The following is a 26,994-nucleotide window of genomic DNA, read 5'->3' on the forward strand; positions in this document are numbered from 1 at the left end:
CACAAGTTACTTTTCCTGCAAAAAAGTCCATCCACGGGAACATCGTCCAAGCGAAGCCATGAGAATGTCTTAGAAGGAGTGTAATCAAACATGAGATATTTAGGATAAGCCAATAGAAAGGCATGAACAATTACAGTGATTAAGAATAATCGCGATACTCCGGGGAGCCAGTCAACCTCGGCAGTTGCCGAGAGGCTATTTTATTATTCGGAGGTTTATATGACGAGCTCAAGCTTCAAGAAAAAAAATGTTGCAGTATGGTTTCTTCTCATTCTTCTCATTTCTTTGTTTATCGAAATATTTATCTTTAATTTTTATTCTATATATAACAACATAAGGATAAATAATTTACTGAGTCAAGATATCACGAAAAAGAGTAATATTCCTAAAGATTTAAATTTAAACGAATTTTCGCGTTATACATCCTTGACGAATGATGCTTGGTTAGAGTATAAAGATTTAAATACTCAAGTAAAAACTATAAAAATTGAACTTGAACATAGTAGACCCAATGCTATGTTCCAGATATTCTACACAACACCTTCCGATCCTAATTATTCAGAAGAAAATTCTTTGGTCTCAGTTGTAAGTCCTGTTATATACATGAATTTCAACAATGGAACCACTATTAATAATCTGAGATTAGATTTAACAGACAAAGCAGGAGATTCCATAAAGTTACTGAAAGTAGAAATAAATCCACCTTATGAATTATCCTTTAATATTTTAAGATATTTATTTGTGTTTTGTTTAATAAATGTGTCTTACTTTTTACTTTTGCTAATGAGAAAATATAAACATGAAATTATAAAGTACAGGTATTATATTGCATTAATTGTATTTTCTTTTCTGGTTCTTGGTAATATACATGGATCTTCAATCGGAATGTGGGACAATTATGTCATTGAGAAAATGGATGATAAACATTCCACAACTCTGATAGGAGAACCACGCAGTATTAGAAGTGATGAATGGCTTGTGCAAACACCGTGGTTCTTATCTCAAACACAAAATGATGAATTTTTCCCCATAAGGAATGATAATATTCGTTCAGATGGACAAAATATGTTGATTGCTAATGTTCCTACGTTTAGCATTCATTTACTTGCGAGACCACATTTTTGGGGTTTTATTCTTTTTGGAAAGGATTATGGTTTATCATGGTATTGGATGCTTCGTTTAATGTTACTCTTTATGCTTTCATTCGAACTGTCAATGTTTCTCTCAAATAAAAATCTGAAGATTTCGATAATTGGAAGTTTATGTATATCTTTGTCGCCTGCGATTCAATGGTGGTATAATACTAGTGTAGTTGATATTATTATTTATGTCCAAGGGGCTATTGTTTCTGCGTTGTATTATGTTAGAAGCGATGGAAGAAAATGGGTAAGAATTTTTTTTGTGTCTTCTTTAACTTTGTCAATTACAGGATTTATACTAGTTCTGTACCCTCCGCTTCAAGTTCCACTAGGATATATGTTGCTAATATTTTTAGGTTTTATATTAATTCCTAATATTAAAACTCTAATTAATAATAAATTTGAGTTAATAGCTATTATAATCTGTATTTTATATGTGATTGTGTCTATATCCACATTTATTCTGGAATCAATAGACGATATTAATTTAATACTTAACACAATCTATCCAGGAAAAAGAGTTATAACTGGTGGTAATTTTGATATAAAAGAACTACAATCTTACTTAATAAGTTGGTTATTGCCGTATAAGGATGTTACTTTTTCTAATAGAAGTGAAGTAAGTAACTTTATAAATTTTTTTCCAGCTATTTTGCTTAGTTTTGCTGCGATTTATCGATATGAAACCCAAAACAGAAAACTCATTATTACTTTATTCATTTATTTGTTATTTCTAACATCTTGGCTGATACTGGAGTATCCCTTATCCATCAGTAAAATTACATTATTTTCTTATGTAACTGAAAAGAGACTGGGTTTTATTGTAATAGGTCTTATCTCAATTTATTTATTTATGTGGGCGGCTTCTATATTTGCTACCAAAAAACCATTAACTCGTTACGTAAGCTTTTTAATATGTATAATTGTTACAATAATATATTATATATCTCTTTTTCAAACTCAAATGCATTCCTATCTAGGTGATATTTTATCTTGGATCACAATTATTTTTTTTGTTGCTTTAAATTATTTCCTTATTAGAGGGAGACTTTATATATTCACTGTCCTAATGTTTATTATGATAATTGTATCGGGGGCTACAGTTAATCCAGTTGCGCATGGAACAGCTAGTATTTATGAAAAAGAAATTTCTCATCAATTAATGAATATTAAACTCATGAAACCTAATGCAAAGTGGGTATCTGTTAATAATAATGTCAATAGTCAGTTTCTAGTGGCCTTAGGTTTAAAAACGTTTAATAGCGTTCATTATTATCCTGACTTTAAATCATGGAATATTCTAGACCCTTCTCAAGAGTTCAAAGAAGTATATAATAGATTTGCACATATAAAAATTCTGCTTACTGATGAAAAAACTTCATTTAAATTAATTCAACCTGATCTTTTTCAAGTTCATTTGAATGTTATGGATCTAAAGAAAGTTGGTATTGATTATGTTCTTTCTCAAGGTGAATTCAAAAGTGAAATTTTACAAAAAATATATTATAGTCCTAAAGATAACTTATATATTTATCAAGTAATCACATACTAATTTAAAAGAGGTGTATACTTTGAAAAAAGTTTTGTTAGTAATACCAGCGTATAACGAACAAAAAAATATTATTCATGTTTTAGAAGGAATAAAGAGATGTGACGCAGAAGTTGATATATTGGTCATTAATGATTGTTCTAAGGATGCTACCAAGGAGGTTGTGGAACAGAAAGGGTACAATATTATTTCCTTGTGTGCAAATTTGGGGTATAGTGGTGCTATTCAAACGGGATTAAAGTATGCTCTTTTAAGAAATTATCAATATGTGGTTCAGTTTGATGGGGATGGTCAGCATGACCCTAGAGAGATTAATCGTTTAATAGAAGCAATTGAAAATGAAAAATGCGATATAGTTATTGGTTCAAGATTTATTGTTAAAAATCAGTACAAACATGGGTTGTTTAGAATATTAGGCACAAATATGTTTTCCCATATTATAAAGGTTTTCACAAAAAAGGAAATAACAGATCCTACATCAGGTTTGCAAATTATCAATCGAGATGCTTTTAAATATTATGTTGATTCTGGTAATTATCCAGAATATCCAGACGCAAATATATTGATATTGATGATTAGAGCTGGCTTTAATATAAAAGAAATACCAGTAATTATGCATGATCGATTAAGTGGAGTAGGTATGCATGATTCACCAATTAAAAATATAAAATATGTAATTGCCATGCTCTATTCAATATTTTTATGTGTATTGAAAGGTAAAAGGAATTTAAAGGAGGTAAAGGGGATTGGAATATAAGCTTATATTAATCTCCAGAATTATAGCTATTTTAGTAAGTATATATATATTAAACAAAACAAGGAAAAATTTATTGATTGAAAAAGAATCATTCTATTGGGTTATCGGGTGTCTCGTTGTAGTATTATTGACAATTTTTCCAGACAGTCTAGTTTATATATCTGAACTTCTTGGTATTAAGTATCCTCCAGCTACTTTGTTCTTAATAGCAATTATTTTAATATTAATACTTCTTTACAGACAACTTGGGAGAATATCCTTATTGACTACAAAAGTTAATGAATTAATTAGAACAGTGGCAATATTAACATTTGAATTAGAGTCTTACAAGAAGGAACACAAAATGGATAAGTAAAGATTTATTCGTTAGCTAGAACTTATACACTCCAGCTGTTCGAGAAAAACTATTAGCGGAGCAACTCTAGGAAGCAAGCAAGAAAAGCTTTGACGATTTCAGATTTGGAATAGCTTATTCTTGGAGGTATGCATGAAAAACATAATTTTGTGTGGAGGTAATGGTACAAGACTTTGGCCACTATCAAGAACACTGTATCCAAAACAATTTTCTAAACTAATAAATGATAAATCATTGTTTCAAGAAACGGCTTTACGAAATCTTTCTTTTTGTGAGTCAAGAATTATTGTAACTAATGAAGAGCACTACTTCTTAGCGAAAGACCAATTAGATAGTTTGAATTTAAAAAACAGTACTTTTTTATTAGAGCCAGTAGGGCGTAATACAGCTCCCGCCATAGCTCTTGCATGTCTTATGCTAGACCCAGAAGAAATTGTTCTAGTTACACCTTCTGATCATTTAATAACTATGGATGAAAATTATTTATACACAATAGAAGAGGCAAAGTTTTTTGTGGATCAAGATTTTCTGGTGACTTTTGGAATTAAAGCTAAATCCCCTGATATTGGTTTGGGATATATTGAAGCAGAAGGAAATGAAGTGATTTCCTTTAAGGAAAAACCAACACAGAAAAAAGCAAATGAATATTTTTCATCTGGAAGGTATTATTGGAATAGTGGTATGTTCATGTTCAAAGCTAGAGTATTTCTTGAGGAACTTAATACCTATTCAAAGATTATTTTTGATTCCTGTTGTAAAGCGATTAAAAATGCTAAAGCAGAGGTTCCATTAAGGATTCGGAATGAGGATATGATAGAAATACCATCGAATAGCATAGATTATGCTGTCATGGAAATTAGTCGAAAGGTTAAAGTGGTGCCAACTACTATTCATTGGTCTGACCTTGGGAGTTTTGAAGCATTATCTGAACAGATTCCAAGTGATTCGTATGGTAATTCTACAAATAACGAAAAGAATTATTTCATTAATTCCAAAAACAATTTAATCATTTCGAATGATAAAACTATTGCTATGATTGAAGTAGAAGATTTAATGATTGTTGATACGATCGATGCTTTATTAATAAGTAAAAAAGGACATTCACAACAAGTAAAAAAAATTGTGGAGATACTGAAATTAGAAAATTCGGATTTAGTTAGAAAACATTTAACAACTTATAAAAGTTGGGGCTATTTTATTATATTAGAACATTCTTCATTATACCAAATCAAAAAAGTAGTCATTAAACCAAGTAGGAAGCTAATAATGCAAAATCATTCTCAACGAAATGAACATTGGTTAGTTGTTAGTGGAACCGCAAAAGTTCAAATAAATGAAAGGCAACTAGTATTAAATGCTAATGAATCAACTTATATATCGGTTAATGACGAGCTTACACTTGAGAATCCTAATGAAGTAGAATTAATATTGATTAAGGTTCAAGTGGGTAATTATTTATCAAAGGATGATATTATAGAAAATTAATGAAGGGTACAAAATATGCTGATAATAATTCTGATTTATATATGTATAACAGTACTTGGGCTGACTTTTATGAAAATTGGAGGCAATGGTTCTTATTTTCAAATTGAAAAATGGGTATTTGATGTTAAAATTGATTTATACCTTATAATGGGAATGTGTTTATATATAATTAGCTTTTTAATGTATGCTTATATCATTTCTAAAAATGATCTCTCATATATTATAGCTGTTCTTGGCGCAGCAGTTACAATAATTTCTATTCTCGTAGGTATTTTTGTATTTCATGAACAAATAAATGTATACAAAGTTATTGGTATTTTAATAATAATAGTAGGTGTAGTTCTTGTTAATATAAAAACCTGATAATTATTAATTATAGAAGAGGTATATAATCAATGAAGGTAAGCATAATAACCATATGTTATAACAGTGAAGATACAATAAAAGATACTATTAATAGTATCTTAGAGCAAACATACGCTAATATAGAGTACATTCTGGTAGATGGAAATTCAAAAGATAATACACTATCAATAATAAAAGACTATGAAATAAAATTTAATGGACGATTAAAATGGAGCTCGGAGCCTGATAAAGGGTTGTATGATGCAATGAATAAAGGTTTAAAAGTTGCAACAGGAGAAATTGTAGGATTTATTAATTCAGATGATTTCTTAATAGATAAATTTGTTATTGAGGATGTTGTAAACAATATTATTGAATCAAATGCAGATTTGTTATATGCAAATTTATATTATGTTCAATGGGATAATCCCCAAAATGTTATTAGGAAATGGATAACTAAAAAAATTGAATTTAGATTAGGATGGACGCCGCCTTTTCCAACATTGTTTATTAAAAAAAATTTTTATGATCAATTCCAATTTAACATAAAATATAAATATTCGGCTGATTATGAATTTCAATACCGTCTATTTGAAATTGAGAAAATAAAGAGTACTTATCTCAATAGGTTTACTGTTAGAATGAGGGTAGGGGGAGTTTCAACTAATAACTTTAAAAATATATGGGAATCATACAAAGAAACACAAGATATATTAAAAGAATTTGGAGAGAAAAATACTTTTTGGCTTGTTATTAGAAGGCTTTTTGTAAGATTATTAAATAATTAGATCTATTAAAGGACGGTTGAAAAATGAAAAAAGCAATTATAACTGGAATAACAGGACAAGATGGTTCATATTTAGCAGAATTTTTATTGGCAAAAGGATATGAAGTGCATGGTATTATTAGAAGAACTAGTAGTTTTAATACCAAACGAATTGATCATTTATTCGAAAATGCGGAAATCGGGAATAAAACACTTTTTTTACATCATGGTGATTTAACTGATTCAAGTAATTTAAATCGGATTCTCGATAAAGTCAAGCCTGATGAAATTTATAATCTTGGTGCCCAGAGCCATGTGCAAGTTTCATTTGAAGTACCCGAGTATACTGCTGAGGTAGATGCGGTTGGAACTTTAAGGTTTCTTGACGCTATCAAAGAAACAGGGGTTGATTGTAAGTTCTATCAAGCCTCAACATCTGAACTGTACGGTGGTATTCCAGGAACGGAGCCTCAAAGCGAGACAACTCCATTCTATCCTAAAAGTCCATACGCAGTTGCAAAATTATATTCTTATTGGATAATAATTAATTATAGAGAGGCTTATAATATTTTTGCTTGTAATGGAATTTTATTTAATCATGAATCGCCAAGAAGAGGGGAAACTTTTGTTACCAGAAAAATAACGCGAGCTGTTGCAAGAATATCTAAAGGCAAACAGGATAAACTTTCTTTGGGTAATCTAGATGCTAAAAGAGACTGGGGATTTGCTGGAGATTACGTCGAAGGAATGTGGCTGATGTTACAACAGTCAATACCACAAGATTATGTTCTTGCAACAGGCGAAACACATACTGTGAGAGAGTTTGTTGAATTAGCCTTTTTGGAGATTGGTATTAATATCGATTGGATTGATTCAGGAGTAGAAGAAAAAGGAATATGCAGTAAAACAAAAAAAGTATTAGTCGATATTAATTCCAAGTATTTTCGTCCTACTGAAGTTGAGTTGCTTTTGGGTGATCCAACAAAAGCTGAGAAAGAATTAGGCTGGAAAAGGAAAGTCAGTTTTCAAGAACTTGTAAAGATGATGGTAAAGGCAGATATTGAGGAAATATAGGGGGGATTAGCTAATGAACGGTTTGAAATTGGCAACGGAGGCTTGGGATCACAAAGAATATGAGGCAATTGATAGGGTGATTAAATCCAATTGGTTTACAATGGGTCCTGAAGTTGAAAAATTTGAAAAAGAATTTGCTGAATATTTCGGGTGTAATTATGCGGTTATGGTTAACTCAGGTTCTTCTGCCAATTTGTTAGCTATTTCAGCTCTTTTCTATTCCAAAAAGTATAAACTAAAACGAGGAGATGAAGTATTAGTTCCTGCTGTTTCTTGGGCAACTACGTTTACTCCTTTACAACAATACGGATTAAAAGTAAGATTTGTTGATATTGATATTGATACCTTGAATATGGATATAAATAAGCTTGAGGCTGCTATAACATCAAATACAAAAGCTATATTTTCAGTGAATTTACTAGGGAATCCAGTAGATTACAAAAAAGTGTTAGATATAGCCAATAAATATAATCTTATTGTATTGGAAGATAATTGTGAGTCTATGGGTGCTAAATTAAACGGTAAGTATGCTGGTACATTTGGTGTAATGGGAACTTTTAGTACCTTTTTCTCTCACCATATTTCTACTATGGAGGGAGGAGTTATTATAACTAATGATAAAGAAATAAAGGATATTCTTGTAAGTTTAAGAGCACATGGTTGGACAAGAGGTTTATCGGAAGACAGTGAAGTGTATGTTAAAGATAAAGATCCCTTTTATGAAAGCTTTAATTTTATTCTTCCTGGTTATAATGTGAGACCTTTAGAAATAGAAGCTGCTATAGGGCAGGAACAATTGAAAAAATTGGGAAGTTTAATTGAAGTGAGACGGAATAATGGACATTATTTTCAACAGATTTTTAGTAAAGTTCCATATATAAGAATTCAAAAACAAATAGGTGAATCTTCATACTTTGGCTTTTCAATTGTATTAACAGATGAGGCACCTTTTACTAGAAATACTTTAGTTAAAATTTTTAGAGAAAATAAAATTGAATGTAGACCTATAGTTGCTGGTAATTTTATAAAAAATGATGTTATTAAATATTTTGATTTCAGCATTTACGATACTTTAGTAAATGCTGACTATATACATGAAAACGGCTTATTTATTGGAAATCATCATATAAACATTGAAAAAGAGCTTGATGCAGTGTTGAATCTTATTAAAAACCTAGAATAAGAGGGACAAAGAGGGACATATGAATAAAAGTATAAAGATATATTTAGCAGGTCACAGAGGTATGGTTGGCAAATCGATTGCCAAATCTTTGCAAGATAAAGGGTATAATAACGTTGTCGGTAAAAGTAGTAAGGAATTAGATTTAACAAATCAGAACGATGTTGAGAGTTTTTTCGATCTTGAAAAACCCGAATGCGTAATACTAGCTGCTGCAAGAGTAGGTGGAATAGGGGCTAATATATCCAACCCAGTTGATTTTCTGATGGATAATTTACTTATTCAAAGTAATGTAATCAAAAGTGCCTATAATCATAAAGTTAGGAAATTAGTGTTCTTAGGTAGTTCTTGTATATATCCAACTAACTCTCCACAGCCACTTAAAGAAGAGTATCTTCTATCTGGATATTTGGAAAAGACAAATGAAGCTTACGCTTTAGCAAAAATTGCTGGTCTAAAAGCTTGTGAATATTATAATTCTCAGTATAATGTGAATTTCATTAGTATGATGCCATGTAATTTGTATGGTAAATACGATAATTTTGACTTGCAATTTTCGCATGTAGTACCAGCTCTATTGAGAAAAATACATGAAGCAAAAATTAACAATAGCCCGATCGTAGAAGTTTGGGGTAGTGGTAATCAACTGAGAGAATTAATGTATGTTGATGATATGGCTGAAGCAACTGTGTTTCTAATGGAAAATTATAATGAAAAAGAATTTATAAATGTTGGTACCGGGCAAGAATTTACTATCAAAGAATTAGTGTATATCATTAAGGACATTGTAGGGTATAAAGGAGAATTTCACTTTGATTCATCCAAGCCTGAGGGAATGCAAAGGAAAGTACTTGATGTAACAAAAATTAATAATATGGGTTGGAAACATAAATATGATTTAAGACAAGGAATAGAGGAAACATACAAATGGTTTCTTGCTTCTAAATAAATTCAGTAAGATATCATCACTATATCCACACCTATTTCTTTTGGTTGCAGAGCTTCCTTATTATATCATGCAGAGGACACCTCTTTGTATTGTTCTGTAGTGTTTTGTTAAACATAATCACTATTCCAAACAAATTGGTGTTTTTCTAATTTGCACTATATCCTCAATTACGGCAGTGTTCAAAATGTTAGATCGAGTTCTTGAGATGAATAGAAAAATTTGTAAAAGAATATTATTTAATGAGGCTTATAATTATTGGGGGTAAAAAAATGAAAGGTATTATACTAGCAGGGGGAACAGGCTCACGCCTATACCCACTAACAAAAGTAACCAATAAACACTTACTTCCCGTAGGGAAATACCCAATGATCTTCCATTCTGTCTTTAAATTAAAAGAAGCAGGCATCCAGGATATCCTTATCGTAACTGGTAAAGACCACATGGGCGATGTTGTCAATCTTTTAGGCAGCGGCAGGGAGATGGGCGTTACCTTCACTTATAAAGTTCAAGATGAAGCTGGGGGCATTGCGCAGGCTTTGGATTTGGCCGAGCATTTTGTAGGTGATGACCAGATGGTTGTTATATTGGGCGATAATGTTTTTTCGGATAGCATTGTAGCCTATGTTGATAATTTCAAAAAACAACAGGTAGGCGCAAAGATTCTAATACAGGAAGTTCATGATCCTAATAGATATGGTGTCGCCGAACTCCAAGGTGAACAGATTGTATCAATCGAAGAAAAACCGAAGAATCCCAAAAGCAATTATGCAGTGACAGGCATATATATGTTTGATAGCACTGTATTTAGCATCGTTAAGACTCTCAAGCCATCAGGTCGTGGAGAGTTAGAAATAACGGATGTTAATAATGCATACATTGAAAGAAACCAGTTAACCTACGATATTCTCCAAGGCTGGTGGACGGATGCAGGTACTCATGAATCTTTAACGAAGGCTAATGAGCTAGCAAAAAACTTGATATTTGGTGAAGATTTTGGGAAATTAAAATTATAGGTGGGTGCGCAAGTAATGAAGCTTGTAAACACAAAAATTCAAGGCGTTCTTATTATTGAACCTGCTGTTTTTGGGGATAATCGTGGTTTTTTTATGGAAAGCTACAATGGCAAGAAATTCGGGGATTTGGGTATTGATTATACATTTATTCAAGATAATCACTCACTTTCTGTAGAAACAGGCGTGTTGCGAGGACTTCACTACCAGCTCAATCCTAAAGCACAAACGAAGTTAGTTCGTGTCACGGCTGGAGCTATTTATGATGTTGTTGTAGATATTCGCCAAAGCTCTCCAACGTTCGGGCAATGGGTGGGCGTGATCCTTAGCGCGGCTAATAAAAGACAGCTATTAGTACCGCAAGGATTTGCACATGGATTCTGTACGATTGTGCCTAATACTGAGGTGTTGTATAAGGTAGACGAGTACTACTCTCCTGAGCATGACAGAGGTATTGCTTGGGATGATCCTGCGTTGGCGATTGATTGGCCAACAACATCGCCTATCCTTTCGGATAAGGATACGAAGCATCCGACACTTGCGGATGCCGAAATGAATTTCGAATAACGGAGGTTTACTATGAAAGTATTGATTACCGGTGGTGCCGGATTTATCGGAAGTAATTTTGTGATTTATATGCTAAATAAATATCCCGATTATCAATTTGTGAATTTGGATGCACTTACTTACGCAGGTAATTTGGAGAATTTGGAAAGTATCCAAGCCCATCCGAATTATTCTTTTGTAAAAGGTGACATCGCTGATGCTCCCACCTTGGAAGAAATATTTAGCAAGGGCATAGATGTAGTTGTTAATTTTGCAGCAGAGTCTCATGTAGACCGCAGTATTCTGGATCCACAAATTTTTGTGAAGACGAATGTAATGGGAACACAGGTATTATTGGATGCTGCCAAGAAATATGAAGTTCAGAAATTCGTTCAGGTATCCACTGATGAGGTATATGGTTCTTTAGGTGCAACAGGATTATTCACAGAGCTAACTCCGTTAACACCGAATAGTCCTTACTCGGCTAGTAAAGCAGGTGGAGATCTATTAGTCAGGGCGTATCATGAAACCTTCGGAATGAATGTGAATATTACTCGTTGTTCCAACAACTATGGACCGTACCAATTCCCTGAGAAGCTAATTCCTTTAATGATCTCTAACGCACTTAATGACAAATCATTACCCGTTTACGGTGATGGATTAAACATCCGCGACTGGTTATATGTTGAGGACCATTGCAGTGCGATTGATCTTGTTATGCATAGCGGTGTGAATGGTGAAGTGTACAATATTGGTGGAAATAACGAAAGAACCAATATGCAGATTATTGAAGCTATATTAGCTGAATTGGATAAGCCGGCTTCTTTAATCACGTATGTAAAAGACCGCCTTGGTCATGATAGACGTTATGGTATTGATGCAACGAAAATAACGAATGAATTAGGCTGGAAGCCCAAGTATCATTTTGAGTCAGGCATTAAAGAGACAATTGGGTGGTATCTTAATAACAAAGAGTGGTGGCAGCGGATTCAGTCCGGTGAGTACCAAGCCTACTATGATCAACAATACGCTTCAAGATAGGTGGTTGGTATGAAGGTATTAGTTACGGGTGCTAACGGGCAGTTGGGTACAGATGTTGTAGCTTTGTTCAGAGAAAGTCATGTTGTGGTTGGGGTAGGGCGGAATGAACTGGATATTACAAACCTTGAACAGTGCATCCAAGTGATTGAAGAGCATCAGCCGGATGTTATCATACATTGTGCTGCGCATACGGCGGTTGATTTGGCTGAATCTGAAGTGGATTTGGCTTACCAAGTTAATACTTATGGTACCCGTAATCTGGCGATAGCCGCGGAACGAATAGGCTGCAAAATATGTTATATCAGCACGGATTATGTGTTTGATGGTACTTCAATAACTCCGTATAGAGAGTACGATAATACGAATCCAACAAGCATTTATGGTAAGTCTAAACGCGCTGGGGAAAATATGGTGCAGACGTTATCAACGAAGTTTTTTATTGTTCGGACATCGTGGGTTTATGGATTGCATGGCAATAACTTTGTGAAGACAATGCTAAAGCTGGCAGTGGGCAGAGATCAATTAAAGGTTGTCCATGACCAAATAGGGTCACCTACCTTTACAGAAGATCTAGCGGAGTTTCTAATGCGACTTGTTGCTACAGAGAATTATGGGATCTACCATGCTTCTAATAGTGGTATTTGCTCGTGGTATGATTTTGCCAAAGCGATATTTGAAGAAAGCAAGGTTTCAATTACCGTCCATCCATGCACAACCGAAGAGTTTCCAAGGCCTGCTCCACGCCCCAAATATTCAGTGATGGAGCATATGGCTATACGTGCTAATGGGTTTGATGATCTAAGACCCTGGCAAGAGGGTTTAAGAGACTTTCTCAAGAAATACAAGGAACCGTCTTTATGAGTATTGTGAGCACAGTAAGCGTCCATATTGTAACGTATAACAGTGAAGCGTACATCCAAGACTGCTTAGATGCGGTATTAGCGCAAAGCTATTCGATTCAAGCTATTATCGTGATTGATAACCATTCTTCCGACAAGACGGAACAATTGCTGCGGCCTTATCTCGACCGGATTACTTTTGTAGGTAATACCGACAATGTTGGTTTTGCCGGAGGTCATAATCAAGCGATACGCTTATCCGAAGCTGAATATGTTGTGGTGCTGAATCCGGATGTCACGATGAATCCGGATTATATTCATTTTCTTATACAGCAGTGCAAGCAGGATCCGTCTATCGGAAGTGCAACCGGAAAGCTTCTTTTTAAACAGTCCCCGAAAATAATTGACAGTACAGGCCTGATTATCACAAAATCAAGAAGAGGCTTTGATCGAGGGGCTGGAGAATTAAGTGAGGCATGGAATGAAAGCAGTGATGTTTTCGGTGTATGTGGTGCCGCTGCGCTTTACAGAAGGCAATTGATTGACGACATAAGCGTATACGGCTGTTTTTTTGACGAGGATTTTTTTGCCTATAAAGAAGATGTTGATGTGGCATGGCGAAGTAGGATACGGGGATGGAGAGCGCAATATTGTGCAGAAGCTATTGCTTACCATGATCGCGGCTGGAAGAAGGGCTCAAGAAATAAAACTCCTTTATTTGTAAGAAGGCTCTCCTATATGAATCGCTATAAAATGGTTATTAAAAATGACTCCTTGCCATACTTGCTCCTTCACTGTATACCCTTTATGCTTTATGAGGTTATGAGTTTAGGCTACTTCATAATTAAAGAACCTAAGGTATTGGCTGCGTGGGCTAATCTGTTTAAAAACAGCTCAAGTCTGCTTGCCAAAAGAAAGGTTATTCAAAGCACTAGAAAGGTTGCGCTCTCTAAAATTTACCATTATTTCAAATAAGATCTTCGTATCCAGATGACCTTAAGATGATTTTCGTGCTATACTATTAACCATAACAATATTTATGGAGAAGTGCATAATGGATGTAAGTGTTATTATTCTTAATTATAATACATGTGAATTGACGCTAAATGCTGTTGCTTCCGTGTATGCTTCCGAGGTTTCTTATAGCTACGAAATTATTGTGGTAGATAACCATTCGTCCGATTCATCAGTCGCTGAGATTAGAGCTCGGTACCCTGAGGTTAGGCTGGTTGAGAATCCAAGTAATGACGGGTTCTCCAGGGGAAATAATATAGGAATTAGGCTAGCAATTGGGCGCTATATTCTCCTGTTGAATTCAGATACAATTATAGGATCAGACACTTTACAAACCATGATTACGTTTATGGATAGTAATCTGTCGGTCGGAGCTTCCGGTTGTAAAATTGTACTTCCCGATGGTTCATTGGATAAAGCTTGTAAAAGGGGATTCCCGACACCTTCAGCTTCGTTTTATTATGCTTCAGGCATTTCTAAGCTGTTTCCGAAGGAACCGCGATTTAATCAGTATCAATTAGGTTATCTCGACCCCGATAAAGATTATCCCGTTGATTGTTTGGTGGGTGCATTTATGTTAGTAAGGAAGCAAGTCTTAGACCAAGTTGGTATGTTGGATGAAGAATTCTTCATGTACGGCGAAGATATCGATTGGTGTTATAGAATTAAACAAGGTGGCTGGCAGATTCACTACTATCCATATACTCAAATTGTACATCATAAAGGCGCAAGCAGCAGACGCAAGCCTTTTAAAATCATATATGAATTTCATAGAGCTATGTATTTATTCCATAAAAAGCATTATCAGCAGAAATATAATATTATTGTTAATGGGATTGTTTATTTGGGTATCCTTGTGAAATTTATTATATCGTTAGCATTAAATCGTTTTGGATCCGTGAGGTGATTCCGTTTGGTTAGACAAAGCCAAGGATTTTTATCCCAGTTATATGCTTTATCCGATTTCCTTTGTATTCAGCTTGTGTTTTTGTTTTCATGGTGGTTAAAGTTCGATAGCGGTTTAATTCCTTATGATAACCCTCTTCCCTTTGAGAGATATGTATTGTGGAGCTCCATTTATGGTGCGATGGCCGTGTTCATTAGTTATTTTATGAATTTTTATACACCAAAGCGCAAGAAAAGATTCTCCTATGAATTATTTACGATCATTCAGGTACATTTAATAAGCTTAATGTTTCTGTTGAGTTTTCTATTTGTTTTTAAAGAGCTTGATGTATCACGTTCTTATTTGCTCTTATTCTTGGTTAATAACATTTTATTTATTAGCTTTTACCGATTTATTTTGAAAATAACTTTGAAGCACTATAGGCAAAAAGGCTATAACAAACAATACGTACTGATTGTAGGGGCTGGCTCCCTAGGCAGGAAGTTTTATGACAATTTATCTCTCTATCCAGAGCTAGGCTATGAAGTAATAGGCTTCCTTGATGATTACCAATCTATGCATGAGCAAAGCTGGAAGAATTACAAACCAATCCTGGGCAAGGTGGATGAATTAGAGCATTATATGGACAAAGAAATGGTGGATGAGGTCATTATTGCTTTGCCCTTATATGCGCATGAGAAATATCCGCAAATCATTAATGCCTGTGAAAAAGCAGGAGTGAAAACTTTAATTATTCCAGACTTTTATAGTTACTTGCCTTCTAAGCCATTTTTCGATAATTTTGCAGGTATTCCCTTAATAAATGTCAGAGACATACCTTTGGATGAGTTCCGAAATCGATTCTTTAAGAGAGCCTTTGATTTATTTTTTTCAGTTTCAGCTATTATTGTGCTAGCGCCATTGCTGCTATTAATTGCTCTAGGTATTAAGTTGACTTCGCCCGGGCCCATTGTTTTCAAGCAAGAGCGGGTTGGGCTGAACAGGCGTAATTTTATGATGTACAAGTTCCGTACTATGAGGGTTCAAACTGGAAACACTTCGGATACCCAATGGACTGTGGAGAATGACCCTCGTAAAACGAAGCTTGGTTCTTTTCTGCGCAAGACAAGCCTGGATGAGCTCCCACAGTTTTTTAATGTATTGTTTGGTCATATGAGTGTTGTGGGGCCAAGACCGGAACGACCTTTTTTCGTAGAGCAGTTTAAGGGTGAGATTCCTAAATATATGGTTAAGCACCATATTCGCCCTGGGATTACAGGGTGGGCACAATCGAATGGTCTAAGGGGAGATACCTCAATTGAGGATCGCATCAAGCTCGATATCTTTTATATTGAGAATTGGAGCTTTATATTCGATATTAAGATTATATTTAAAACGATTGTTAAAGGCTTTATTAATAAAAATGCATATTGATATGCAAAAAAACTCCTATAACCAATTGGTTATAGGAGTTTTTTTGCGCCCAACGGCCAGCCCAACAAAAAACGGCATCCTGATCGGATCCTTTCTTCTGTAACCAAAACGCGCATGAGCAGAACAACGTTTCTCTTGCTGCCTATCCCTCCAACACCGTTGCATTGATGTAGCGATATCATGCTAAATTCAACAGCCATCTTATTACCAAAGAGATTGTTAAAATGATTGTGGTGGATCTGAGCGTCCAAGATTAATTTGCCAAGAAGGAACAATTTACAAATAATTTGACGAATTTTTTAAAAAAATGCTGGATTTTGAATCTTATCTCGTGACCCAATTTTGTAAAATTTTAATCATAGTTAGAAATGTCATTTGTTATGAAATGCTTGTTACTCATAATTTGGATTAGATTCAAACAACTGCGATATTCCGAAAATCCCCGATATTATAAGAGGGTTAACGCATACAATCCCGAATATACGCGAATGAAGGATGAGGAGCAATATAGTAAGCTAGCTGCAGCAGAGAAAGAAGTCCTTATGCTCTAACGGGAACTTATGGCTCATCGCATTATCCTGTAATTTTAACTAATTGTTATTTTTTATCACATCACTGTTGAGTAATATCACAATTTGTAGGAGGAGACCTATGTTTAGAAAATTTAAAGTTGCTTTCATCGCAATGATCTCACTAGTTTTATGTATCCTTCCCATCCTGAATGGTAATGTTGCAGCCATGGCTGCAGGACCTGCAGTCACATCGGTATCGGTTCCGGCTAACGGCACCTATGTCATGGGAGACACCTTGATTTTTACCGTCAACTTCGACAAACCTGTCACTTTAATCCTAACTAATGCACCGCAATTGTCAGTTTTATCAGGGTATCTTTCTTTTGGTCCAACCTATATATCTGGATCGGGAACGGCAAATTGGGTTTTTAGTCATACGATTGACCAGGAGGGTTACGAAAGTGGTATAACTATACAGCCGTTTATGTTGCTGAATGATTCGACCATAGAAGACAGCTATCATCAGAGTTACGACGGTACATTGAGCGGAATTCAAGATACAAGCGGCATTCTGTTGGACACTATACCCAAAGTATCCTCTGTGAGCGTACCTCCGAGCGGTACATACGGTACAGGTGACCATCTGGATTTCCGGGTTACGTACACAAGTAATGTTGAGGTGTACACGAACAATGGCATCCCGTCACTAGAATTGGTAATTGGTACAAGTAAGGTTCAGGCTAACTACGTATCGGCAGCATCATCGACACAATTGGATTTCCGCTATACGGTGCAAAGTACTGATGAGGACACGGATGGGATCGTGCTGAACAGCATTAATTTAAATGAGGGCAGCATTGGCTGCTGCGGGGAAGGCGCGGCAAACAACGTATTGCATAATGTAGGCAGCACAACAGGAGTTTTGGTTAACGTCAGAGCTACCTTAACAGGGCTGAACCTGGACAGCGCCAGCTACAGCCTGGCAATCGGCGGAACACACCAGACAGTAGCAACGGCGGTATACTCCGATGCCAGCACCTTCGTATTGTCTAGTGGAGCTGGATACTCCTCCAGTAACACTAGTGCAGCATCTGTGGATAGCCAAGGGCTAGTCACGGCTGTTGCAGCCGGACAAACCGTGATTACCGCAACTTATCAAGGGCAACAGGCACAAGCAACTGTAACGGTTTCCCCTGCAGGTTTACAACCGACCCTAACGGGTCTAACCCTGGACAGCACCGGCTACAGACTGGCAATCGGAGGAACACACCAGACAGTAACAACAGCGGTAAACTCTGATGCCAGCACCTTCGTATTGTCTAGTGGAGCTGGATACGCCTCTAGCGACACGAGCGTTGCTTCTATAGATAGTCAAGGGCTGGTCACGGCTGCTGCAGCCGGACAAACTGTGATTACCGCAACCTATCAAGGGCAACATGCACAAGCAGCTGTAACAGTTTACCGCAGCAGTTCCGGCTCAAGTGGGTCTTCGTCCCCCTCTTCTTCATCAAATATCGGGATTGAAGTTATCGTAGACGGCGTGAAGCAGGAGCAATCTGCGACTGCGAAAACTGAATCGGTCGGAGGCCATTCGGTTACGACCATTACGGTCGATAATGACAAAGTATTGGACAAACTGGAGAAGGACAACAATAAAGTACTTACGATTCCTGTCAGTGGCATCCATTCCGATGTCATTGTCACCGAATTGAGAGGGCATCTGATCAAGGCGACGGAAGCGAAAGACGCGGTCATCCAGATCGTAACTGATAAAGCGACCTATATGGTGCCGGCATCCCTGATCAATATTGACAGCATTTATGCCCAATTAGGCAACTCTGTGCCGTTTGAGGATATTAAGGTGCAAATCGAAATCGGCACGTCGACAGCCGATACCGTTAAAATCGTAGAGAACGCAGCTGTTACAGGAGAGTTTGTGATCGTCGTCCCACCCACTCGACTTTACAATTAAGGTCAATTACGGAGATACAACGATTGAAGTGTCCAAGTTCGATGCTTATGTAGAAAGAACGATAGCGATTCCAGACGGCGTAGATCCGAGTAAAATAACAACAGGGGTTGTTGTTGAGCCGGATGGAACCGTTCGCCATGTACCGACCCGAATCGTGATGATCGACGGTAAGTATTATGCGAAGGTGAACAGCTTGACCAACAGTACGTACTCCATCGTCTGGCATCCGCTTGAGTTCAATGATATCGCTCAGCACTGGGCGAAGGATATCGTGAATGATATGGGGTCGAGAATGATCGTGAGCGGCGTAGGCAATAGCCTGTTCAACCCCGATCAAGATATTACACGGGCGGAGTTTGCAGCGATTATGACGCGCGGATTGGGATTGAAGCTGGAGAACGGCGTAGCGCCGTTCATGGACGTGAAGGCGACGGATTGGTACAGCAGTGCGGTGCACACCGCCTATACGTACAGCCTGCTCAGCGGGTTTGAAGACGGCACCTTCCGTCCGATGGACAAGATTACTCGGGAACAAGCGATGGCGATCATAGCCAAAGCCATGAAGATCACCGATCTTAAAGCCAAACAAACCTCGAAAGAGGCAGGCGCGCTACTAAGTTCGTTTGCAGATGCGAATAATGCTTCAGAGTGGGCGAAGAGCAGTATAGCTGAATGCCTGCAAGCAGGCATCGTTTCCGGCAGAAACAGTACGCAGCTTGCTCCGAAGGCTTCAATTACCAGGGCAGAGGTTGCCGCTATTATTCAGAGACTTCTACAGAAGTCAGAGCTAATCTAGATACTAGATAGTTTCGGTGAGGCTTAAACATACGAGTGTGACCCATTACGTTCCTTGGCTGGTACCCAAGTCCTACAGAGCGCGCGAGCGTCTTGCTGGCAAAGCTGTTGAGGTGTACCGCTGTTTGGGCTGGCTAGTCTTGGTTGGCGTTTGGATTGGCGCGGCGGTCAAAGGTATACACTGTAGGCTATGGTCTTTCCTCGCCTGACCGTAGGCAGGGCAAGAATCACGGCAGTGGATCAGAACGGTCGCAATTTTATCGCGGATGTGGGCGTAGGCGATTTATGTAAGAATCGTGGATTCCACCAATTTTCCGGTATCCGAGCAAATTTCTGCAGCACTCGTGGAGATTCTTCCAGGGGCAATGAGAGAGTTGCACTGGCATCCCAATAACGATGAATGGCAGTATTTTCTTGCTGGTACAGGCCGTATGACGGGCTATGCTGCTGACGGCACTGCACGTACATTTGACGTGAGGGCGGGAGATGTCGGATATATGCCATTTTGCTATGGACACTATATACAGAATACAGGTACTGAGACACTATGGTATCTGGAAGTATTCAAGAGCAGTCGTTACGCTGATATATCCTTAACACAATGGATGGCGCTAGTTCCCGATCAGTTAGTAAGAAATAATTTAAATGTGGGTTCTGAATTAATGGATGCGTTGCGCAAAGAGAAGTGGCCTGTTGTTAGATTCCCTGGCTATACCTACTTAGATTTTAAATGATTCCATTTGAAGAAAATGGTTGATGCTGACTGGAGTCGAATTGATGAAAAGACTAATGCTCACGTTTAGAAATATCAAAAATTTTCAAAGAGTTATTCTTATTGGTTGACCTCGGAGCATTGCGATTTAGACGGCGAAGTTTAACGAGATATTTACAGAGGACAAGCCTAGTAGCTTACACAGGTAGTATACATAGTAGGAAGCCAAAAGGGAGAGCTTGTTTGCCAAGCGCTCGTGCAAACATTTTCAACGGGCAGCGCGGCTTGCTAGCTTCTAGTGTACACAGTCTGCGTCCAAGACGGCTCTGCTGGTTGCCGGATACTTTTCACGCAATAAAAACATGAAGGCTCGTCATGCCAGTCCGCATAATCGTCCAAGTCCCCACATAGACATGTTATCAGTTGCTTTTACTTTGGGCTGGAGGGGATAGGAATGCGGCGGTTCACGTGGGTGATAGCCTTGGTAGTAGCCTTAAGTCTGGTGCTGGCAGGTTGCGGCAAGAAGGATGCAGGGTCAGTGGTGAAGGATTTGGACGGCGTTATGAACAAGCTGGATAGCTATCAAGGCAGTGGGCGGATGGTGCTGCATACGGGGCAGGAGCCGCAGGAGTACCAGGTCGAGGTGTGGTACCAGAATCCGCATTATTATCGGATTTCACTGAAAAATGATAAGAAGGATATCACGCAGATTGTGTTACGCAATGATGATGGGGTGTTTGTCCTGACGCCGCATTTGAACAAAAGCTTCCGCTTTCAAAGCGATTGGCCGGAGAACCAGGGGCAGGTGTACTTGTACCAGTCCTTGGTACAGAGTATCCTGATGGATCCGGAGCGCCAGTTTACGACGGATCCGAATGCGTATGTATTTGATGTGATGGCGAATTACCAGAATGGGTCGCTTTCGCGGCAGAAGATTTGGCTGGATAAAAAGAATTATGCACCTAAGCATGTGGAGGTGTCGGATTCCAATGCGAATGTGATGGTTATTGTGGATTTTGATCAATTCGAATTCGGGAAAAAGTTCGAAAAGGATTCTTTTGAAATGCAGCGTAATATGACAAGCTGGAACCTCACATCGCTGCCGACAGCGGCGGCGGTGGCTGGCGAAGGGACGAAGGAGAAGGCTGGTGAAGCAGGCAAGAGTGGAGCTGCTGGGAATGGAGCCACAGGAGCTGCGGCAACGGGCGTTGGAGTCACGGGTAGCGGACCCACAGGTACGGTGCCAACAGGCACGGGAGCAACGGGGAACGGATCTGCAGGCAGCGTAGCAACAGGAGCCGCAGGCGTGACAGGTGCCACAGGGGCAACAGGCGGCACGAGCGCTGCATCAGGGGCGAAAACCGATGCTGCTAGCCAGCAGGCAGCACAAGTGCAATTCGGCGTGATTGAGCCGTTTTATACACCAAGTGGAGTAAAGCGGCAGGATATGAATGAGATCAAGCTGGGTGAAGAGAAGGCGATGATGCTTCGCTATTCCGGCAAGTACAATTATACACTTGTGGAATCGCGTCCACAGTCGCAAACTGTAACAGCGCTGCCAGGAGATATTGTGGATTTGGGTTATACGCTGGCAGTTATTACAGGGGATGAGAAGAAGATGCTCACATGGACCTACGATGGAGTGGAGTTTAGGTTATCGACAGCAGATCTGCCGTTGACAGAGATGATCAAAGTCGCACAGGCGGTACAGGGTCAAGTGGGTAAGTAAGGAGCAAGCCGCTATGCACGGGATGTAACGTTGCAAGGGAATCGAACTTGTATTTGCTACCGAAATTGAAGTTCACAAGCTAGCAAAGTCTGGATCATGAGCTAAGCATATCTATTTATTCAAGAAGGCATCCAGTAAGTTGGATGCCTTTTTGAGCCATTATTGATTGCGGTTAATCCATGCAAGAACGTCTTGGTGCTGCCTCTGTACGTAAGCAGTTTGGTTAAAGTCACTTTTGAGCTCAGTGCGCTTGAGCTTCTTTTTATATTAATATAGGAAATAAAGATGGCTATCATTATTCATTATTTAATGAACTAAAGTTTACCAAGGTTTAGTGTTCACGGCATTGATCAACTGCTTGTTCATGGCATGTTCTTTATATTGTTCATTGACACTCTAGTTAGAACGGATTACGATGAGGTAGGTAGTTTGAATAGTTACAGAATAGTTGCAATAGAGGGGGGTCCCTTGGCTTAAGGGGCTTCTCTGTGATTGTCATGGAGAAGGTGGACATATGGATTCGTATTTCCGTCCGACGCGTGTGGAGATTTCTTTGGATGCGCTGAGGACTAATTTAGAAAGGTTTCGTCGGGTGCTTCCGGATCATGTGAATATGATGGTCGTGGTAAAGGCAGATGCTTACGGGCATGGAGCGATAGAGGTGAGCCGCGAGGCACTGCACTGCGGAGCTACATATATTGCGGTTGCTTTTTTGGATGAAGGCTTGGAGCTTCGGCAGGCGGGAATTACCGCCCCGATTCTAGTGCTGGGCTATACGCCCCCAGAGGGGCTAGAATGGGCCTGGGAGCACGATATTACGGTAAATGTGTATAGCCATGAGGTGTTGGATGCTTTTGAACGATTGCAAAGGCTGAGCCCTAAGGAGAAGCCCTTGTCTATCCACGTCAAGGTGGATTCAGGGATGAACCGGCTGGGGCTGGTTACGGAAAAGGAAGCCATCGAATTGATTGAGAGGGCGCTCCAGATGCCGGGGATTTTGGTGGAGGGGCTGTTCACGCATTATGCCAGTGCGGATGAAACGGACAAAACCTTTACGCTTGAGCAATATGGAAAATTTGACAGAGTTGTCGCTTACTTTCGGGATCGTGGCACGGAGTTTGCTTATATCCACGCGGGTAATAGCGCTGTGGCGATTGATTGCCCCAACCTAACCTATAATATGGTACGGCTTGGCATTAGCATGTATGGCCTGTACCCGTCTGAAGAGGTGAACCATCAGGTGATCCAGCTAGAGCCGGTGCTAAGCATTAAAACAGGGGTCGTGATGGTCAAAACCTTACCGCCAGGCTCAGGCGTAAGCTACGGGACGATTTATCGGACTAAAGGTGAAGAAACGATTGCTACGTTGCCCATCGGGTATGCAGATGGTTTGTCACGGATGCTGTCGGGTAAAGCCGAAGCTTTGGTCAGAGGCAAACGGGTGCCGATTGTCGGCAGGATTTGTATGGACCAATGTATGGTCGATGTGACCGGTATGGCGGATATCCACCACGAGGAAGAAGTGGTTATACTGGGCAAGCAAGGCGATGAGCGGATTAGCGCAGAGGAGCATGCCGAGCGGTTGGGGACGGTTAATTACGAAATCACCTGTATGATTTCACATCGTGTGCCCAGAGTTTATGTGCGCAACGGGACCGTAGTTTCGACCGTTAACCCCTTGTTGCGACAAGGCTGGAGTGCCATTTGATAACGAATAGAGAGATTATAGCGAATATCGACAATATATAGGTATTTTTTCCACCCATTTTTTTGTTAAGGATAGAAAGGATTTTGGGGATTAACAGCGAATATGTTATAATACGTACTTCTTGGGATGGCTCCAATCTTTTTTAGGGGCAGGGACTGTATAACATATTTGCTACACTCGGCGCATATACTAATTTGTATAAATTGACTGTATATTCGCCATAATGGTATTATTGTTTGTATGTTTTTGGGGGTGCATGCTTGGTGTCCAATGCGCATAACACGAAACGCATTATGATTAGCTTGCCGGACTATTTATTACAGGAAGTAGACGGTATCGTGGAAAAGGAAAACTCCAATCGAAGCGAATTTATTCGCCAAGCGATGAAGCTGTACTTGGTGGAGCGGAAAAAACGTCACCTTAGGGAATCGATGCAGCGTGGGTACATGGAAATGGCAAAGATCAATCTAAACATGGCTTCGGAGGCTTTTCAAGCGGAGGAAGAAGCGGATAACACACTCGACCGTTTAGTAAGCGGGGTGTAACTATTGATTGTTAAACGTGGAGATGTATTTTTTGCGGATCTATCCCCGGTCGTAGGGTCGGAGCAAGGCGGGATTCGTCCAGTGTTGATTATTCAGAACGATATCGGTAATCGCTTTAGCCCAACCGTGATTGTGGCGGCGATTACGGCGCAGATCCAGAAAGCAAAGCTGCCAACGCATGTAGAGATTGAAGCGGAGGCTCATGGCTTTGACAGGGATTCTGTCATTTTATTGGAGCAAATTCGCACTATTGATAAGCAGCGTCTTACAGATAAAATCACACACTTGGATGAAGAAACGATGCGTAAGGTAGATGATTCATTGCAAATTAGTGTCGGACTGATTGAGTTTTAGTGTAGGAATGAAAGGCGAGGGGTCCGCTACAGGGACCGCTCGTTTTTATTTTTTTGGAGGAGGCAGGAAATGAATGGCAAAGGAAGTCATGCAAACTGAAGAAGGAACAACGATTGTAGAGCTCGATAGCCAAATGAAGGCCGCCATCCAAGAGCGCATCCAAAAGCAGATTGCGACTGAGCTGCAGCTGCCGGATAGCAAGGTTCGGACTACGGTTGGGCTGTTGGATGAGGGCAATACGATTCCTTTTATCGCACGGTACCGCAAAGAGATGACAGGCGAGCTGGATGAAAATCAGCTGAGGGATATTGAGGAAAGACTGGCGTATTTACGCAATTTGGAAGCGCGCAAGCTGGAGGTCATCCGGCTTATTGACGAGCAGGGCAAGCTCACAGATGATTTGAAGGCATCGATCGAAAAATCGGCCAAGCTCCAGGAGCTTGAGGATTTGTACCGCCCATATCGCCAGAAACGGAAGACGCGGGCCAGTGTGGCCAAAGAAAAAGGCTTGGAGCCGTTGGCGGGGTGGATCCTGTCACAGCCGCGCCAAGGGAATCTGCTGGAGGAAGCCGGCAAGTATGTGAACGAAGATAAAAACGTAAAGACAGCTGAAGAAGCAGTACAAGGCGCGATGGACATCATTGCTGAGCAAATGACAGATGATGCCAAGGTGCGTGTGTGGGTGCGCCGCTTTACTTTTGAACAAGGCATCATTCGGACTGAGGCCAAGGATGCGTCGCTGGAATCTGTATACGAGATGTATTATAGCTACCAGGAGCCTATTCGCAAGCTGCCTCCCCACCGGATTCTGGCGATTAATCGCGGCGAACGCGAGGATGTCTTGAAGGTGGCGATGGAGGTTCCGACAGACCGCATCCATGACTATATGATCAAGCAGGTCGTCAAAGGGCCGTCAGTCGTTAGGGATACGCTGGTTGCCGTAGTAGAGGATGCTTATAAGCGTTTGCTGGCACCATCGGTTGACCGCGAGGTACGCAATGAGATGACGGAGCGCGCAGAGGAGCAAGCCATTGAGGTATTTGCCGAAAATCTGCGTAACCTGCTGCTTCAGGCTCCGGTAAAAGGCAAGGTTGTGCTAGGCGTCGATCCGGCGTTCCGAACGGGCTGTAAGCTGGCTGTGGTAGACGATACCGGCAAAATGCTGGAGATAGCCGTCACCTATCCAACAGCTCCTAATAACAGGGTTACAGAGGCTAAGGCCAAGTTTCACAAATTGATCGAAAGCTACGGCGTCGAGCTGATTGTTATTGGCAACGGTACGGCTTCTCGGGAGACGGAGCAATTCGTCGCGGAATTGATCGGCGAGATCAAGGGGCGCAGCCTGCAATATTTGATCGTCAACGAAGCCGGGGCGAGCGTCTATTCAGCCTCCAAGATTGCGCAGGGCGAGTTCCCGGATCTGGACGTAGCGGAGCGCAGTGCGATCTCGATCGCCAGGCGGATCCAGGACCCGCTGGCGGAGCTGGTGAAGATCGAGCCGAAGGCGATCGGGGTCGGGCAATACCAGCACGATGTCACGCAAAAAAGGCTGGATGACAGCCTGACCTTCGTCGTGGAGTCGGCGGTGAACCATGTTGGTGTGGATGTAAACACAGCCTCACCTTCGCTATTGTCGTATGTTTCGGGGATCAACAGCACATTGGCGAAAAATATCGTGAAATACCGCGAAGATAACGGTAAGTTCGTCAGCCGCTCCCAATTGCAAAAGGTGCCGCGCCTTGGCGCCAAGGCTTATGAGCAATGCGCCGGGTTTATGCGGATCAGCGAGGGCAAAAACCCGCTGGATAATACGCCTATCCACCCGGAGTCCTATGACGCGGTGGATAAGCTGTTTCGCGAGCTGAAGCTGGAGCTTAAGCAAGTGGGCTCGCAGAAGCTGAAGGATCTGCTCCAGGCTGTCGAGCCTGTGGAGCTGGCAACGAAGCTGGGCGTCGGTTTGCCTACGCTGCGCGACATTCTCGACAGCTTGCAGCGCCCTGGGCGCGATCCGCGGGATGAGTTGCCGGCGCCGATTTTCAGGACAGATATCTTGAAGATCGAAGACCTGGTTGCGGGCATGGAGCTGCAGGGTACGGTGCGCAACGTTATCGATTTTGGCGCATTTGTGGATATTGGCATCAAAAACGATGGGCTTGTCCATATTTCCCAGCTTAGCAACACCTTCGTTAAACACCCTAAGGATGTGGTATCGGTTGGAGATACCGTTACAGCCTGGGTACTAAGCGTCGATTTGAAAAAAGGGCGCGTTAGCCTAACCATGAAAAACCCTTCGTAGTA

General features: G+C 39.9%; 23 protein-coding genes and 1 pseudogene. All 24 read left to right on the forward strand.

What is annotated here, in order from left to right:
- The first annotated feature begins 135 nt into the window (after positions 1-135).
- The 24 genes and pseudogenes from G9U52_RS31220 (at position 136) to G9U52_RS31335 (ending at position 26,992) form a co-directional block, all read left to right on the forward strand.
- A complete protein-coding gene (locus G9U52_RS31220; RefSeq protein ID WP_207953327.1) occupies positions 136-2,691 on the forward strand; it encodes a DUF7657 domain-containing protein in 2,556 nt (851 codons plus the stop codon).
- A gap of 19 nt (positions 2,692-2,710) precedes the next feature.
- Positions 2,711-3,445: a glycosyltransferase family 2 protein gene (locus tag G9U52_RS31225; protein ID WP_166155055.1), complete on the forward strand. Its 735-nt coding sequence runs from the start codon at positions 2,711-2,713 to the stop codon at positions 3,443-3,445.
- Positions 3,435-3,800 (forward strand): DUF2304 domain-containing protein, encoded by a 366-nt coding sequence (locus G9U52_RS31230; RefSeq protein WP_166155057.1) that lies wholly within the window; start codon positions 3,435-3,437, stop codon positions 3,798-3,800. Before G9U52_RS31225 ends, G9U52_RS31230 begins: the two co-directional genes overlap by 11 nt.
- A 132-nt stretch (positions 3,801-3,932) precedes the next feature.
- Positions 3,933-5,285: a mannose-1-phosphate guanylyltransferase/mannose-6-phosphate isomerase gene (locus G9U52_RS31235; RefSeq protein ID WP_166155059.1), complete on the forward strand. Its 1,353-nt coding sequence runs from the start codon at positions 3,933-3,935 to the stop codon at positions 5,283-5,285.
- A gap of 69 nt (positions 5,286-5,354) precedes the next feature.
- The gene (locus G9U52_RS31240; RefSeq protein WP_243767668.1) at positions 5,355-5,648 is read left to right on the forward strand and encodes an EamA family transporter; all 294 of its coding nucleotides are present in this window, start codon (positions 5,355-5,357) and stop codon (positions 5,646-5,648) included.
- 32 nt (positions 5,649-5,680) lie between these two features.
- Complete coding sequence (locus G9U52_RS31245) at positions 5,681-6,418, forward strand: glycosyltransferase family 2 protein (RefSeq protein ID WP_166155063.1); 738 nt, start codon at positions 5,681-5,683, stop codon at positions 6,416-6,418.
- A 23-nt stretch (positions 6,419-6,441) separates the two neighbouring features.
- Entirely contained in the window at positions 6,442-7,470 is a 1,029-nt protein-coding gene (gmd, locus tag G9U52_RS31250; RefSeq protein WP_166155065.1) for a GDP-mannose 4,6-dehydratase, read from the forward strand.
- A 13-nt stretch (positions 7,471-7,483) separates the two neighbouring features.
- Positions 7,484-8,653 (forward strand): DegT/DnrJ/EryC1/StrS family aminotransferase, encoded by a 1,170-nt coding sequence (locus G9U52_RS31255; protein ID WP_166155066.1) that lies wholly within the window; start codon positions 7,484-7,486, stop codon positions 8,651-8,653.
- A 19-nt stretch (positions 8,654-8,672) separates the two neighbouring features.
- Entirely contained in the window at positions 8,673-9,599 is a 927-nt protein-coding gene (locus G9U52_RS31260) for a GDP-L-fucose synthase family protein (protein ID WP_166155068.1), read from the forward strand.
- Between the two features lie 269 nt (positions 9,600-9,868).
- Positions 9,869-10,612, forward strand: coding sequence for a sugar phosphate nucleotidyltransferase (locus tag G9U52_RS31265; RefSeq protein WP_166155070.1), 744 nt, complete (start codon positions 9,869-9,871; stop codon positions 10,610-10,612).
- Between the two features lie 15 nt (positions 10,613-10,627).
- A complete protein-coding gene (gene rfbC, locus G9U52_RS31270) occupies positions 10,628-11,176 on the forward strand; it encodes a dTDP-4-dehydrorhamnose 3,5-epimerase (protein ID WP_166155072.1) in 549 nt (182 codons plus the stop codon).
- A gap of 12 nt (positions 11,177-11,188) precedes the next feature.
- The gene (gene rfbB, locus G9U52_RS31275) at positions 11,189-12,196 is read left to right on the forward strand and encodes a dTDP-glucose 4,6-dehydratase (RefSeq protein ID WP_166155074.1); all 1,008 of its coding nucleotides are present in this window, start codon (positions 11,189-11,191) and stop codon (positions 12,194-12,196) included.
- Positions 12,197-12,205: 9 nt separating this feature from the next.
- Positions 12,206-13,057, forward strand: coding sequence for a dTDP-4-dehydrorhamnose reductase (rfbD, locus tag G9U52_RS31280; protein WP_166155076.1), 852 nt, complete (start codon positions 12,206-12,208; stop codon positions 13,055-13,057).
- A complete protein-coding gene (locus tag G9U52_RS31285) occupies positions 13,054-14,010 on the forward strand; it encodes a glycosyltransferase family 2 protein (protein WP_166155078.1) in 957 nt (318 codons plus the stop codon). Before rfbD ends, G9U52_RS31285 begins: the two co-directional genes overlap by 4 nt.
- Before the next feature lie 79 nt (positions 14,011-14,089).
- Positions 14,090-14,956, forward strand: coding sequence for a glycosyltransferase family 2 protein (locus G9U52_RS31290; RefSeq protein WP_166155080.1), 867 nt, complete (start codon positions 14,090-14,092; stop codon positions 14,954-14,956).
- A 6-nt stretch (positions 14,957-14,962) separates the two neighbouring features.
- A complete protein-coding gene (locus G9U52_RS31295) occupies positions 14,963-16,369 on the forward strand; it encodes an undecaprenyl-phosphate glucose phosphotransferase (RefSeq protein WP_166155081.1) in 1,407 nt (468 codons plus the stop codon).
- Positions 16,370-17,020: 651 nt separating this feature from the next.
- A complete protein-coding gene (locus G9U52_RS31300) occupies positions 17,021-18,853 on the forward strand; it encodes an Ig-like domain-containing protein (RefSeq protein WP_166155083.1) in 1,833 nt (610 codons plus the stop codon).
- A gap of 28 nt (positions 18,854-18,881) precedes the next feature.
- Positions 18,882-19,649 (forward strand): S-layer homology domain-containing protein, encoded by a 768-nt coding sequence (locus tag G9U52_RS31305; protein ID WP_166155084.1) that lies wholly within the window; start codon positions 18,882-18,884, stop codon positions 19,647-19,649.
- Between the two features lie 286 nt (positions 19,650-19,935).
- Positions 19,936-20,382, forward strand: a pseudogene (locus G9U52_RS31310) (cupin domain-containing protein); the annotation flags it as partial.
- Between the two features lie 432 nt (positions 20,383-20,814).
- Positions 20,815-22,089, forward strand: a complete 1,275-nt coding sequence (locus G9U52_RS31315) for a LolA family protein (RefSeq protein ID WP_166155086.1) — start codon at positions 20,815-20,817, stop codon at positions 22,087-22,089.
- 514 nt (positions 22,090-22,603) lie between these two features.
- Positions 22,604-23,797 carry an alanine racemase gene (gene alr, locus G9U52_RS31320; protein WP_166155088.1) on the forward strand — a complete coding sequence of 398 codons (1,194 nt, stop codon included), beginning with the start codon at positions 22,604-22,606 and terminating at the stop codon, positions 23,795-23,797.
- A 263-nt stretch (positions 23,798-24,060) separates the two neighbouring features.
- Positions 24,061-24,342 (forward strand): CopG family ribbon-helix-helix protein, encoded by a 282-nt coding sequence (locus tag G9U52_RS31325; protein WP_076235529.1) that lies wholly within the window; start codon positions 24,061-24,063, stop codon positions 24,340-24,342.
- Positions 24,343-24,345: 3 nt separating this feature from the next.
- The gene (locus G9U52_RS31330; protein ID WP_076235415.1) at positions 24,346-24,696 is read left to right on the forward strand and encodes a type II toxin-antitoxin system PemK/MazF family toxin; all 351 of its coding nucleotides are present in this window, start codon (positions 24,346-24,348) and stop codon (positions 24,694-24,696) included.
- Between the two features lie 73 nt (positions 24,697-24,769).
- The gene (locus G9U52_RS31335) at positions 24,770-26,992 is read left to right on the forward strand and encodes a Tex family protein (RefSeq protein ID WP_166155090.1); all 2,223 of its coding nucleotides are present in this window, start codon (positions 24,770-24,772) and stop codon (positions 26,990-26,992) included.
- Positions 26,993-26,994: the final 2 nt, after the last annotated feature.

Source organism: Paenibacillus agricola, from assembly GCF_011440305.1.
In the GTDB taxonomy this organism is placed as follows: Bacteria; Bacillota; Bacilli; order Paenibacillales; family NBRC-103111; genus Paenibacillus_S; species Paenibacillus_S agricola.